The sequence below is a fragment of the Mycolicibacterium hippocampi genome (genome assembly GCF_010723735.1).
In the GTDB taxonomy this organism is placed as follows: domain Bacteria; phylum Actinomycetota; class Actinomycetes; order Mycobacteriales; family Mycobacteriaceae; genus Mycobacterium; species Mycobacterium hippocampi.
The window spans coordinates 2,101,055-2,113,976 of record NZ_BLLB01000002.1 but is presented as its reverse complement, the minus strand read 5'-3'; the positions used below and the strand labels follow the sequence as shown (position 1 = coordinate 2,113,976).

Sequence of the window (12,922 nt, the reverse complement as noted above, 5' to 3'; positions counted from 1 at the left end):
TGTTGCGTGCAGAACGTCGCGCTCGCCGGTGACGAGCGTGCGCGAAATGCCAGGGTTTGCGGCGCGGCGGCGTGCAGACATGCGCGCTCGCGCAGCGAAGAGACGCGTCAGCCGATCAGGACGGCGTAGCGCGGCTTGATCACCTCGTCGATGATCGCCAGCCGCTCGTCGAAGGCGATGAACGCCGATTTCATCGCGTTGATCGTGAACCGCTCCAGGTCGCTCCACCCGTAGCCGAACGCCTCCACCAGGCGCAGCATCTCCAGGCTCATCGAGGTGTCGCTCATCAACCGGTTGTCGGTGTTGACGGTGACCCGGAAACGCAGCCGGGCCAGCAGGTCGAACGGGTGCTCGGCGATGCTGCCCACCGCGCCGGTCTGCACGTTGGAACTCGGACACATCTCGAACGGGATCCGTTTGTCCCGCAGCAGCGACGCCAGCCGGCCCAGCCGTGCCGAGCCGTCGGCGCCGAGCTCGATGTCGTCGACGATGCGCACCCCGTGACCGAGCCGGTCGGCCCCGCAGAACGCGATCGCCTCGTGGATGGAGGGCAGGCCGAACGCCTCGCCGGCGTGGATGGTGAAGCGGGCATTGTTGCCGCGCATGTACTCGAAGGCGTCCAGGTGCCGGGTCGGCGGGTAGCCCGCCTCGGCCCCGGCGATGTCGAAGCCGACCACGCCCTTGTCCCGGAACCGGACCGCCAGCTCAGCGATCTCACGCGACCGGGCGGCGTGCCGCATCGCGGTGACCAGGCAGCGCACCACGATCGGGTGGCCGTCGGCCGCGGCGGCCTTCTCCCCGTCGGCGAAGCCGGAGAGCACGGCGTCGACGACGGCGTCCAGGGACAGTCCGCCGTCGATGTGCAGCTCCGGTGCGAACCGGATCTCGGCGTAGACGACGTTGTCGGCGACCAGGTCCTCCACGCATTCGTAGGCGACCCGGTGCAGCGCGTCGGGGGTCTGCATGACGCCGACGGTGTGCGCGAACGGCTCCAGGTAGCGCACCAGCGATCCGCTGTGCGCGGCGGTGCGGAAGAACGTCGCGAGCGCATCCGCGTCGGTGGCCGGCAGCGCGTCGTACCCGTGTTCCTCGGCCAGCTCCAGCACGGTCGCCGGCCGCAGCCCTCCGTCGAGGTGGTCGTGCAGCAGCGCCTTCGGTGCCTTCCGGATGGTGTCCAGCATCAGCGGTGTCGTCATGAGCTGCTCCTCACGTGATGCGGTCGATGATCAGCGGCCGAGTGGCCGGCGGTTCGTCATCGACGCTCCATGCGCCGTCGAGTTCGGCCAGCGCCGCCGGGAACCGCTGCGGGGTGTCGGTGTAGAGGGTGAACAGCGGTTCGCCCGCGGCGACGGGTTCACCGGGCCTGCGGTGCACGCGCATCCCGGCGCCGGACTGCACCCGGGCTCCCGGCTCGGAGCGGCCCGCTCCGAGCCGCCACACCGCCAGCCCCACAGCCATCGCGTCGATATCACCCATCGTGCCACCCCGGGTCGCCGTGACGGTCTCGCTGTGCGCACCGGTGGGTAACGCCTCGGCCGACAACGTGCCGGCGTCACCGCCCTGGGCGGCGACGAGCGCCCGGAACCGGTCCATCGCGGACCCGTCCTGCAACGTCTGCGCCGGGTCGACCCCGTCGACCCCCGCGGCGTCGAGCATCTCGCGGGCCAGCGCGAGCGTCAGCTCGACGACGTCGTCGGGCCCGCCGCCGGAGAGCACCTCCAGCGATTCGACGACCTCGACGGCGTTGCCGACGGTTCGGCCGAGCGGGGTGTTCATGTCGGTGAGCAACGCCCGGGTGAGCAGCCCGTGTTCGGTACCCAGATCGACCATCGTGCGGGCCAGCTCACGCGACTCGGCCTCGGTGGCCAGGAACGCCCCGGAGCCCACTTTGCAGTCCAGAACCAGCGCGCGGGTGCCCTCGGCGATCTTCTTGCTCATCACCGAGCTGGCGATCAGCGGCAACGATTCGGTGGTGCCGGTGACGTCCCGCAGCGCGTAGATCTTGCGGTCGGCGGGGGCCAGCTCGCCGGCGGCGAAGATCGCCGCGCCCAGGTCGCAGAGTTGTTGGCGGATCTGGGCTTTGGTGATCTCGGCGGTGAAGCCGGGGATGGCCTCGAGCTTGTCCAGGGTGCCGCCGGTGTGGCCCAGTCCGCGCCCTGCCGCCTGAGGCACCGCCCCGCCGCAGGCCATGATGACGGGCACCAACGGGATCGTGATCTTGTCGCCGACGCCGCCGGTGGAGTGCTTGTCCACCAACGCCAGCGGTCTGCCGCCGCGACGAAGATCCGAGAAGTCCAGCTTGTCCCCCGAAGCGACCATCGCGGCCGTCCACCGGGCGATCTCCGCGGTCGTCATACCCCGTAGGAAGATCGCCATCAACAGCGCCGACATCTGAGCGTCGGCGACCCTGTCGTAGGTGTAGGCGTCGATCACCCAGTCGATGGCGTCGTCGGACAGCACCCCGCCGTCACGCTTGGTCCGGATCACAGTGGGCGCATCGAAGGACGTCACCGCACCACCCGGGCCAGGTCGTCCGGGCCGAAGGCGTCGGGCAGCAGTTCGGACAGTTTTCGCGGCCCATGAGGATGGTCGATGAGCATGTCGGGTCCGCCGTGCTCGAGGAGCACCTGCCGGCATCGCCCGCAGGGCATCAACGTGTTGCCCGCACCGTCGACACACGACAGCGCGACCAGCCGGCCACCCCCGCTGGAATACAGGGCGCAGACCACAGAACACTCGGCACAGAGACCTAGGCCATATGAGACATTCTCCACATTGCAGCCGGTCACCATTCGGTCATCGTCCACCAGTGCCGCGGCCCCAACCGGAAAGCCCGAATACGGCGCGTACGCGCCCGAGGCTGCATTGATCGCCTTGTCCCGCAACGTCTTCCAGTCAACAGACACGGTCACCGCACTCCCCCTGAATCAATTTCTGAATGCATTCCGAAACCTCGCCCGTCGACCGCGCTTTCTGGATAGGTACACCTAACTTTGCCAATTGAGCGCCCTGATCGGCTCCACGGTAGTTCGATTAGCAGTAGAACTGGGTTTAGAGTCGCCCCGAGGTTAGGGGCAGCGGTCCGGGCCACGCCTGTCGGAGCCACTGGACCACCGCCCCGAGCGTCCACCGATGGCGTTGGAGGCCAGATGAGCACTCAGACACCGAGTCTGACACCCGGTAGCGAGGAAGTACCCGCTCCGCGTACCCAATCGCGGAGATGGACCCTCTACCGCGGCGATCCGGGGATGTGGTCATGGGTGCTCCACCGCATCACCGGCGCAACGATCTTCTTCTTCCTGTTCGTCCACGTGCTCGACACCGCGCTGGTGCGGGTCAGCCCGGAGGCCTACAACCAGATCATCGAGACCTACAAGACCCCTCTGATCGGGCTGATGGAGATCGGCCTGGTCGCCGCGGTCCTCTACCACGCGCTGAACGGGGTGCGCATCATCCTTGTCGACTTCTGGCAACAAGGACCCAAGTACCAGCGGCAGATGCTGTGGGTGGTCGCAGGCGTCTGGATCGCCGTCTTCATCGCCTCACTCGGGGTCATCGGCATGCACATGGCGGAGCGGTTCCTGTGAGCACCACCGAGCATTCCCGGGGCCGGGGCGAGAACCCGTATGACCACATCAGCGACCGCGGCGGCCCCGCGCCGGTGATGCAGCGCAGCTACGACCGGCCCCCCGGGCTGGACAATCCGCGGTCGGCGCGGCGCGGCAGCGGGATGCCCAACTTCGAGAAGTACACCTGGCTGTTCATGCGGTTCTCGGGTGTCGTGCTGGTCTTCCTGGCCCTCGGCCACCTGTTCATCATGCTGATGTGGGACGGCGGTGTGTACCGCATCGACTTCAACTACGTCGCGCAGCGCTGGTCCTCGCCGTTCTGGCAGACCTACGACCTGTTGCTGCTGTGGCTGGCACAACTGCACGGCGGCAACGGAATGCGCACCATCATCGCCGACTACAGCCGCAAGGACTCCACGAAGTTCTGGCTCAACGCCCTACTGGCGCTGTCGATGGTGTTCACGCTGGTGCTGGGCACCTATGTGCTGCTGACCTTCGACGCCACGATCGCCTGACCGGGAGCTGGACATGATTGTTGAACATCGCTACGACGTCGTCATCGTCGGCGCGGGCGGCGCCGGGATGCGTGCCGCCGTCGAGGCCGGTCCCCGGGTCCGCACCGCGGTGCTGACCAAGCTCTACCCGACCCGCAGCCACACCGGCGCGGCCCAGGGAGGCATGTGCGCGGCGCTGGCCAACGTCGAGGAAGACAACTGGGAATGGCACACCTTCGACACCGTCAAGGGTGGTGACTACCTGGCCGACCAGGACGCCGTGGAGATCATGGCCAAGGAGGCCATCGACGCGGTGCTCGACCTGGAGAAGATGGGGATGCCGTTCAACCGCACCCCCGAGGGCCGCATCGACCAGCGCCGGTTCGGTGGGCACACCCGCGATCACGGCAAGGCCCCGGTGCGTCGCGCCTGCTACGCCGCCGACCGCACCGGCCACATGATCCTGCAGACGCTGTACCAGAACTGCGTCAAGCACAACGTCGAGTTCTTCAACGAGTTCTATGCGCTCGACATCACGCTGACCGAGACCCAGTCCGGCCCGGTGGCCACCGGCGTCATCGCCTACGAACTGGCCACCGGTGACATCCACGTCTTCCACGCCAAATCGATCGTGTTCGCCACCGGCGGTTCCGGCCGGATGTACAAGACCACCTCCAACGCCCACACCCTCACCGGCGACGGCCTGGGCATCGTCTTCCGCAAGGGACTTCCGTTGGAGGACATGGAGTTCCACCAGTTCCATCCGACAGGTCTGGCCGGCCTGGGCATCCTGATCTCCGAGGCGGTGCGCGGCGAGGGCGGCCGGCTGCTCAACGGCGAGGGTGAGCGCTTCATGGAGCGCTACGCGCCGACGATCGTCGACCTGGCGCCCCGCGACATCGTGGCCCGCTCGATGGTGCTCGAGGTGCTCGAGGGCCGCGGCGCCGGCCCCAACAAGGACTACGTCTACATCGACGTGCGTCACCTCGGTGCCGACGTGCTCGAGGCGAAGCTGCCCGACATCACCGAGTTCGCCCGCACCTATCTGGGCGTGGACCCCGTCAAGGAACTCGTCCCGGTGTACCCGACCTGTCACTACGTGATGGGCGGCATCCCGACGACCGTCAACGGCCAGGTGCTGTCCGACAACACCACGGTGGTCCCCGGCCTGTACGCCGCCGGCGAGTGCGCGTGTGTGTCGGTGCACGGCGCCAACCGGTTGGGCACCAACTCGCTTCTCGACATCAACGTGTTCGGCCGGCGCGCGGGGATCGCCGCGGCCAACTACGCCCGCGGCCACGACTTCGTCGACCTGCCCGCCGAGCCCGCCTCGATGGTGACAGGCTGGGTCGGCGACATCCTCTCCGAACACGGCAACGAACGCGTCGCCGACATCCGGGGCGCGTTGCAGCAGTCGATGGACAACAACGCCGCGGTGTTCCGCACCGAGGAAACCCTCAAGCAGGCCATGACCGACATCCACGCCCTCAAGGAGCGGTACTCGCGAATCACCGTGCAGGACAAGGGCAAGCGTTACAACAGCGACCTGCTGGAGGCGATCGAACTGGGTTTCCTGCTCGAGCTGGCGGAGGTCACCGTGGCCGGGGCGCTGAACCGCAAGGAGTCCCGCGGCGGGCATGCCCGCGAGGACTACCCCAACCGCGACGACACCAACTACATGCGCCACACGATGGCCTACAAGGAGGGCAGCGACCTGCTCTCCGATGTGCGGCTGGATTACAAGCCGGTGGTCCAGACACGGTACGAGCCGATGGAACGGAAGTACTGAGATGAGTGCACCCACGATCGACAAGCAGGAGACCCCGCCGGTTCCGGACGGCGCGGTGATGGTGACGCTGAAGATCGCGCGGTTCAACCCGGAGGACCCCGACGCCGCCGGTTGGCAGAGCTTCCGGGTGCCGTGCCTGCCGTCGGACCGGCTGCTCAACCTGCTGCACTACGTGAAGTGGTACCTCGACGGCACCCTGACATTCCGGCGGTCCTGTGCACACGGGGTGTGCGGATCGGATGCGATGCGCATCAACGGCGTCAACCGCCTGGCGTGCAAGGTGCTGATGCGCGACATGCTGCCCAAGAAGGCTTCCAAGCAGCTGACGATCACGATCGAGCCGATTCGCGGGCTGCCCGTGGAAAAGGATTTGATCGTCGACATGGAGCCGTTCTTCGACGCCTTCCGCGCGATCAAGCCGTACCTGATCACCAGCGGCAACCAGCCGACGCGGGAGCGGATCCAGAGCCAGACCGACCGGGCCCGCTACGACGACACCACCAAGTGCATCCTGTGCGCGTGCTGCACCACCAGCTGCCCGGTCTACTGGAGCGAGGGGTCCTACTTCGGGCCGGCGGCGATCGTCAACGCCCACCGCTTCATCTTCGATTCGCGCGACGAGGGGGCCGCCGAGCGGCTGGACATCCTCAACGACGTAGACGGCGTGTGGCGCTGCCGGACCACGTTCAACTGCACGGAGTCGTGCCCGCGTGGCATCCAGGTGACCAAAGCGATCCAGGAGGTCAAGCGCGCGCTGATGTTCGCACGCTAGCTTCCCGCCCACTTCTCGCCGGAACGGTATTCCAGCAGGGCGTCACTCGACTTTTTCCTCCTGGAATACAGTTCCGGCGGGGTCTGGGTCGGCGGGGTCTGGGTCGGCGGGGTCTGGGTCGGCGGGGTCTGGGTCGGCGGCCTGCAGGCTCACCTGCTCGTCGTAGTACCGCAACACCACCGCCAACGCAGCGGCCACCGGCACGGCCAGGAACGCGCCGATGATGCCGAACACCGTGGCGCCCAAGGTCACCGACAGCAAGACGATCACCGCGTGCATGTTCATCGACTTCGACTGCAACCACGGCTGCAGGACGTTGCCCTCGAACTGCTGCACGGCCACGATGATGCCCAGCACGATCAGTGCGTCGACCGGGCCGTTGGACACCAACGCGACCAGCACGGCGAGACCACCGGCGACGAACGCGCCGACGATCGGCACGAAGCCGCCGATGAACGTGATGATCGCCAGGGCGTAGGCCAACGGCACCCCGAGAATCACCAGGCCGATGCCGATCAGCACCGCATCCACCAGGCTGACCAGGGCCTGTGTCCGGATGAAACCCCCGATGGTTGTCCAGACGCGCTCGAGAATCGCCGCGACGTGAGGCGCGGCGGGCCTGCCCACGGTGCGGCGCAGCCAGGGAAGGAACCGCGGGCCGTCCTTGAGCAGGAAGAACGTCACCACAATGGCCGTGAACAGGGTGACCAGCGCCGACGTCGCGGCGCCCACCCCGGTGAAAAGGCCCGTCGCGATCTGCGCGCTGCTCGAGTTCACGGTGTCGTTGATGGCGTCAACCGCCGAATTCAGTTGCGCTTCACTGATGTTCAGCGGCGGACCGTCAAGCCAATCCCGCACCTGCACGACGCCGGCGGTGGCCTGCTCGGCCAACTCGCCGGACTGATCGACGATTGCCGGCGTCACCGCCGCCACCACACCGGCGATCAACACCACGGCCAGCGACAGCGTCGTCAGCACTGCCACCGCCGGAGGCAGGCCCTTTGTCCGCAGCCACCGGACCGGCGGCCACAGCACCGTGCAGGCGATCACCGCCAGCAGCACCGGCAGCACGATCACCCACGTCTGGCCGATCACCCAGGAGAGCACCCACAGAGCAGCCGCCACGGCGACGAACTGCACCGCCACCGTCGCGCTCCGTCGGAGATGGGCACTGTAGACCGGCCCGCGGGCTTGAACCACCGATGTGTTGTCGTCCACCCGTCACTTGTACCCGCCGAGAAGCCGATCCCCCGCGAGTTCGGCGTGTTCGTCGTCGCCCAGCGATGATCTTCACGCCGAAGTCACAGCCGCCGGCTCAGAAAATCGCGGATCAACGCGGCCACCTCGGTGCCCGCACTCTCCAACAGGAAGTGGCCACCGTCGAGCAGGTGGATCTCCGGGTCGACGGCGTCCTCGGCGAACGCGCGGGCACCGTCGGGCCCGAAGATCTCGTCGTTCTCGCCCCAGACCGCCAACACCGGGACCCCGCTGGTGCGCAGGTAGTCGTGCAGCGCGGGATAGAGCTTCGGGTTGGTGGCGTAGTCGAGGAACAGCTTGAGCTGGACCGCGTCGTTGCCCGGCCGCGAGACCAGCGCGAAGTCGTGGTGCCAGGTGTCCGGGCTGACCAGGCTCTCATCCGGCACTCCCGTCAGGTACTGCCACCGGATGGCCTCCAGGCTGAGCGCCCCGCGCATCGCCTCCTCGGTCTGTGGGGTCTGCTCGCGGTGGTAGGCCCACACCGGCGCCCAGAAGCCGTCCACGAAGCCGGCGTCGTACCCGTTGCCGTTCTGGGTGATCACCGCGGTGATGGCTTCGGGATCACGCAGCGCCAGCCGCCACCCCACCGGGGCCCCGTAGTCCTGAACGTAGATCGCGTACCGCGACACTCCCAGCTGCGACAGCAGCACGGCGGTGATGTCGGCCAGCGCGTCGAAGGTGTAGTCGAAGTCCTCGACGGACGGGGCGTCCGACAGCCCGAAGCCGAGGAAGTCGGGCGCGATCACCCGGTAGCGGTCGGACAGCTGCGGGATCAGGTTGCGGAACATGAACGAGCTGGTCGGATATCCGTGCAACAGGACGAGCACCGGCGCGTCCGGCTCGCCGGCCTCGCGGTAGAAGATCTGGCGCCCGGCGACGGTCTGGTAGCGGTGGTGCACAATTGACATGACTAACTCCTAAATCGTCTTTTCACGGTTAGATACCATTGAACGCCCGTCGGTGTAACCTGTCAATAGCTTTTTGGAGGTTAGTTATGGATCTGTACGCGACGACCGGCGATGACGAGGCGTTCCTACTCGACCTGCTCAACACCACGCCGGTGATCGACGGTGTCCCGACGGACGCCCTCGGTGACCTCGCCGCCGCATCCCCGTGGATGAGCGCACACGACGTCGCACCCACCCCGTCGGAGTGGGCGGCGCTCACCGAGGCCCGTACAACACTGCAGGCAGTCATCCGGGGCGACCGGTCGGCGGCGACCCTGCAGCCGTTTCTCGACGACGCCCGCCTGGTCCCGACCGCGGGTGAGGCCGGAGTGGACTGGCGGCTGGACGCCGGTGACGGCGCCCGCGGCGCACTCCGTGCCGTCGTCGCGTGGGACGGGCTGCGCATCAGCAGCCCGGGCCGGCTGCGACCGTGCGCCAACACCGAGTGTCAGCTGTTCCTCATCGACCGCAGCAAGCCGAACACCGCACGGTGGTGCTCGATGGCGATCTGCGGCAATCGGATGAAGGCCCGGCGGCACTATCGCCGCACCCGCGACTGACCGAGCGGTTCTCAGCGCCACATCGGCCGGGCCGGCCACCAGAACCAGCGGCCGAGCAGCGCGGCGATCGTCGGCACCACAAACGTCCGCACGATCAGCGTGTCGATGACCAGCCCGACACCGATCGTCGACCCCACCTGGGCGATGGTGCGCACATCGCTGCTCACCATGGCGAACATGGTGAGCCCGAACACCACCCCGGCTGTCGTCACCACTCCCCCGGTCCCGCCGAAGGCGCGGATCAGCCCGGTACGCATCCCGGCGACGGCCTCTTCTCTCAGCCGGGCCGCCAGCAGCAGGTTGTAGTCCGCTCCGACCGCGACCAGCGCGATGAACGCCATCGCAGGTACCGCCCAGTGCAGGTGCTGGCCCAGCAGGTGCTGCCAGATCAGCACGCTCACACCCAGAGCGGACCCGAACGACACCACCACGGTGGCCACCACCACGAGGCCGGCCACCGGGCTGCGTAGCATCACTGCAACGATCAGCAGCACCAGCGCCAGCGCCACCACGACCAGGAAGGTGAAATCGCTTGCGATGAAACCTCGCAAGTCGTCCGTCGCCGATCCGACACCGCTGACGAGGACGGTGGCGCCGGCGAGCGCGCCGTCCTTGTCGGCGTCGTGTACCGCCTGTTCGATCTCGGCGGCCCGGTCGGCGCCCTCGGCGCCCCACACGTCACCCGTGGCGTAGACCAGCATGCGGGTGGCATGACCGTCGGCGGAGAACAGCAACGGCAGGATCGTCTGAAAACGCGGATCCTCGAGAGTGCGCTGCGGCAGGTAGAACCCGCCTTGGCCGGTGCCCGCGAAGTCGGTGCTCAGCGCGGTCAGATAGGTGGTCAGCTCGCGCATCTGCGGCGCCATGGTGTCCACCGTGGCGGTCAGGGTGCCGACGAGTTGGCGTAGTTCGGCCACCGTGGACCGCATGGCAGCCAAGCCGTCGGCCGCATCGGCCAGCCCGGCCGAGGCCTGGCCGGTTCCTTCGGTGAACTTGGCGGTGGCGCCGTCCGCCTGGCCGGCGCCGCGCAACATCCCGTCGACGGGATCGAGGATGTTCTGCACGGGGGCGCAGATCGGATTCATCGGGCAATCCGGTGTGCGGCCGACGAATTCACGCAGCGGATCCAGGTATGCCGCCACCGTGACGGCGTTGCCCTGCAGCGTCTGCATACCGGAGCGCAGGTCGGCCGCGCCGTCGCCGACCCTGTCCATCCCGGCCACACCGCCGGACATCCCCTGTTCCAGCTGATCGATCGCGGTGGTCAACCTGGTCAGCGTCTGCTGACTGGTATCGACCGAATCCAGCTGCAGGGAAAGAGAATCCACTGTCTTGTCGAATCGCTCGCCGATCAGTCCGGCCTGGTAGGTGATGCTGGCCTCGACGGGCAACCGCCCCGCCGGGCGGCTGGCCGACTGCACCGACCGCACTCCGCGGATCTCCATGAGTTGCCGCGACACCTTCTCGATCGCGATCAGGCCGGACGGGTTGCGCAGGTCGTGATCGGCTTCGACGACGACGATCTCCGGTAGCAGGGTGTTCGGGGGGAAGTGCCGGTCCATCGCCTGGTAGCCGAGGTTGGACTCGGTGCCGGCAGGCTGCACGTCGATCTCGCTGAAGCTCAACCGCATTCCCAGCAGGGGTAGCAGACACACCAGCAGCGCAGTGGCGGCAACCGCCAACACCGGGCCGGGCCACCGCGCGACCGCGGTGCCGACCCGACGCCACCGTCGCCGCGTCACCGACCGCCGCGGTTCCAGCAACCCCCGGCGTCCACCGACGGCGACCAGCGCCGGCATCAACGTCAGCGACGCGCCCATGGTGACGAGAATCCCGATTGCGCAAGGGATTCCCGCGCTGCGGAGCAGCCCCACATCGGTGAACACCAGACACGCCAGTGCCGCGGCGATGGTCAGCGCCGACGCCAGGATCACCGGTGCGACGCTGCGGTAGGCGCGGACCAGAGCGTCATCGTGCGCGCGGCCGGCGCGCCGGTGCTCATGGAAGCGAGCCAGCAGGAAGATGCCGTAGTCGGTCCCCGCTCCGAGCACCATCGCCGACATCAGTGCCACCGAGAACAGCGAGATCTCCACGACCCCGGCGCCGCCGAGCGCCGCGACCACCGGGCGGGCGACGGCAAGGGACAGGCCGACGGCGGCCAACGGGATCGCCGCAGCCCACACCGAGCGGTACACCAGCAACAGCAACACCGCGATCAGGGCGACGGTGATGCCGGTGATCAGGACCATCTGCCGGTCGATGGACCGGAACTCGTCGACCAGGGTGGCGCCGGGGCCGGTGACGTACGTGCGCAGCCCCGGCGGCGCCGGCGTCCGGGCGACGGCATCACGCACTGCGGCCACCGAATCGGTCGCCTCGGCGCTGCCGAGCTGACCGGCCAGCCGCACCATCACCGACACCGCACGGCCGTCCTCGCTCTGGACCACCGGTGCGGCCAACGGTTCGGACCACAGATCCAGCACCGAGCGGACATGGGCGGTGTCGGAGCGCAACGCGTTCAGCAGCGCGCCGTAGTAGTCGGAGTCGGCGGCTCCGAGTCGCCGGTCGCCGTCGAGTACCAGGTAGGCGATGTTGTTGGTGTCGGAGTCGCCGAACGTCTCACCCATCCGCGTAGCGGCCTCGCTCGCCGGGGCGTCGACCGGGAAGAAACTGCGGGACTGATCGTGTACCACGGCCTCGAGCTGCGGTACCGCGATGTTGCCGAGGGCTGCCGCCAGCAGCCACGCCGCGATCAGTAGGAGGGGGTGGCGCGTGACGAGACGACCGACCGGTCTGAGCACTGCAGCCTCTTCGTTGTTGACAGTTTGTCTACGATGACAATCTGTATCACACAAGCTGGGCGCCCGGAAGGGACACGACAACATCGGGATTACGGTGAACGACGTGACACGACGTCCGCGGAGCCCACGGCGCCTGCAACCGGAGCAACGTCGCCAGCAGCTCATCGATGCGGCGGTCGAGCTCTACAGCACCCGTCCATACGAACGGGTCTCGGTCGACGACATCACCGAGGCCGCCGACGTCTCCCGCGCACTGTTCTACCGATACTTCGACAACCCCGCGCAGCTGTTCGCGGCCGCCTCCCGGGTAGCCATCGACGGCCTGGTCGCGCGGTTGACCGCGCTGCCGGACGGCACCGCCGAAGAGCAGGCGCGGCAGAACGTCGGCGAGTTCATCGATTTCGCGGTGCAGCACAAGTCTGCCGTGACGGCGCTGCTGCGAAACGGCTCGGCCATCTCCCCGGAGGCCGGTGACCTGCTCGGCGAAGTGCGCACCGCGGTCGTCAGCCACATCAAGGCGCGCGCCGGACTGACCGACGTCGACGCGCTCACCGAACTCACGCTGTGGTGCTGGATGCCGGTGATCGAAGAGGCGACGGTGCAATGGCTGCACCAGCCCACTGTGAGCCGCGACACCCTGGTCGACTGGCTCGCAGGACAGTTCTTCGGAATGCTGGGCGCCACGCAGCAATTCAACTCTGAACAGGATTCCTCCTGAATGTCTGTCACACTT

Annotated in this window: 12 protein-coding genes; 6 read left to right on the top strand and 6 right to left on the bottom strand. The window is 67.7% G+C overall.

Annotated elements, in window-relative coordinates:
- Window positions 1–107: 107 nt before the first annotated feature.
- From G6N53_RS11290 to G6N53_RS11280, 3 genes are read right to left on the bottom strand one after another with little or no spacing between them, the layout of a single operon-like run.
- Window positions 108–1,196, bottom strand: a complete 1,089-nt coding sequence (locus tag G6N53_RS11290) for an adenosine deaminase (protein ID WP_163888538.1) — start codon at window positions 1,194–1,196, stop codon at window positions 108–110.
- A 10-nt stretch (window positions 1,197–1,206) separates the two neighbouring features.
- On the bottom strand, window positions 1,207–2,511 hold the full coding sequence (locus G6N53_RS11285; protein ID WP_163888537.1) for a thymidine phosphorylase: 1,305 nt from the start codon (window positions 2,509–2,511) through the stop codon (window positions 1,207–1,209).
- Window positions 2,508–2,912 (bottom strand): cytidine deaminase, encoded by a 405-nt coding sequence (locus G6N53_RS11280; protein WP_163888536.1) that lies wholly within the window; start codon window positions 2,910–2,912, stop codon window positions 2,508–2,510. Before G6N53_RS11280 ends, G6N53_RS11285 begins: the two co-directional genes overlap by 4 nt.
- Before the next feature lie 237 nt (window positions 2,913–3,149).
- On the opposite strand from G6N53_RS11280, the gene sdhC reads away from it, so the two are divergent.
- The 4 genes from sdhC (at window position 3,150) to G6N53_RS11260 (ending at window position 6,624) form a co-directional block, all read left to right on the top strand.
- Complete coding sequence (gene sdhC, locus G6N53_RS11275; protein WP_163888535.1) at window positions 3,150–3,587, top strand: succinate dehydrogenase, cytochrome b556 subunit; 438 nt, start codon at window positions 3,150–3,152, stop codon at window positions 3,585–3,587.
- 77 nt (window positions 3,588–3,664) lie between these two features.
- Window positions 3,665–4,084, top strand: coding sequence for a succinate dehydrogenase hydrophobic membrane anchor subunit (locus tag G6N53_RS11270; protein WP_163895766.1), 420 nt, complete (start codon window positions 3,665–3,667; stop codon window positions 4,082–4,084).
- A 13-nt stretch (window positions 4,085–4,097) separates the two neighbouring features.
- Window positions 4,098–5,852 (top strand): succinate dehydrogenase flavoprotein subunit, encoded by a 1,755-nt coding sequence (gene sdhA / locus G6N53_RS11265; RefSeq protein ID WP_163888534.1) that lies wholly within the window; start codon window positions 4,098–4,100, stop codon window positions 5,850–5,852.
- Window position 5,853: 1 nt separating this feature from the next.
- Window positions 5,854–6,624, top strand: a complete 771-nt coding sequence (locus G6N53_RS11260) for a succinate dehydrogenase iron-sulfur subunit (protein ID WP_163888533.1) — start codon at window positions 5,854–5,856, stop codon at window positions 6,622–6,624.
- 42 nt (window positions 6,625–6,666) lie between these two features.
- Here G6N53_RS11260 and G6N53_RS11255 read toward each other — a convergent pair whose 3' ends face one another.
- Window positions 6,667–7,842, bottom strand: a complete 1,176-nt coding sequence (locus G6N53_RS11255; protein WP_163888532.1) for an AI-2E family transporter — start codon at window positions 7,840–7,842, stop codon at window positions 6,667–6,669.
- Between the two features lie 83 nt (window positions 7,843–7,925).
- Window positions 7,926–8,789, bottom strand: coding sequence for an alpha/beta fold hydrolase (locus G6N53_RS11250; RefSeq protein WP_163888531.1), 864 nt, complete (start codon window positions 8,787–8,789; stop codon window positions 7,926–7,928).
- Between the two features lie 86 nt (window positions 8,790–8,875).
- Between G6N53_RS11250 and G6N53_RS11245 the strand changes: the two genes are divergently transcribed.
- Window positions 8,876–9,388, top strand: a complete 513-nt coding sequence (locus tag G6N53_RS11245) for a CGNR zinc finger domain-containing protein (RefSeq protein WP_163888530.1) — start codon at window positions 8,876–8,878, stop codon at window positions 9,386–9,388.
- A gap of 11 nt (window positions 9,389–9,399) precedes the next feature.
- On the opposite strand, the gene G6N53_RS11240 is transcribed toward G6N53_RS11245, so the two are convergent.
- Entirely contained in the window at window positions 9,400–12,189 is a 2,790-nt protein-coding gene (locus G6N53_RS11240) for an MMPL/RND family transporter (RefSeq protein WP_237166486.1), read from the bottom strand.
- Window positions 12,190–12,292: 103 nt separating this feature from the next.
- Between G6N53_RS11240 and G6N53_RS11235 the strand changes: the two genes are divergently transcribed.
- On the top strand, window positions 12,293–12,907 hold the full coding sequence (locus G6N53_RS11235) for a TetR/AcrR family transcriptional regulator (protein WP_163888528.1): 615 nt from the start codon (window positions 12,293–12,295) through the stop codon (window positions 12,905–12,907).
- The last annotated feature ends 15 nt before the right edge of the window (window positions 12,908–12,922 follow it).

Excerpts from the sequence above, each read along its gene's own strand:
- G6N53_RS11245 (WP_163888530.1), top strand. The coding sequence starts at position 8,876 with ATGGATCTGTACGCGACGACCGGCGATGACGAGGCGTTCCTACTCGAC.
- G6N53_RS11290 (WP_163888538.1), bottom strand. The coding sequence starts at position 1,196 with ATGACGACACCGCTGATGCTGGACACCATCCGGAAGGCACCGAAGGCG.
- G6N53_RS11270 (WP_163895766.1), top strand. The coding sequence starts at position 3,665 with ATGCAGCGCAGCTACGACCGGCCCCCCGGGCTGGACAATCCGCGGTCG.
- G6N53_RS11250 (WP_163888531.1), bottom strand. The coding sequence starts at position 8,789 with ATGTCAATTGTGCACCACCGCTACCAGACCGTCGCCGGGCGCCAGATC.
- sdhA (WP_163888534.1), top strand. The coding sequence starts at position 4,098 with ATGATTGTTGAACATCGCTACGACGTCGTCATCGTCGGCGCGGGCGGC.
- G6N53_RS11260 (WP_163888533.1), top strand. The coding sequence starts at position 5,854 with ATGAGTGCACCCACGATCGACAAGCAGGAGACCCCGCCGGTTCCGGAC.
- sdhC (WP_163888535.1), top strand. The coding sequence starts at position 3,150 with ATGAGCACTCAGACACCGAGTCTGACACCCGGTAGCGAGGAAGTACCC.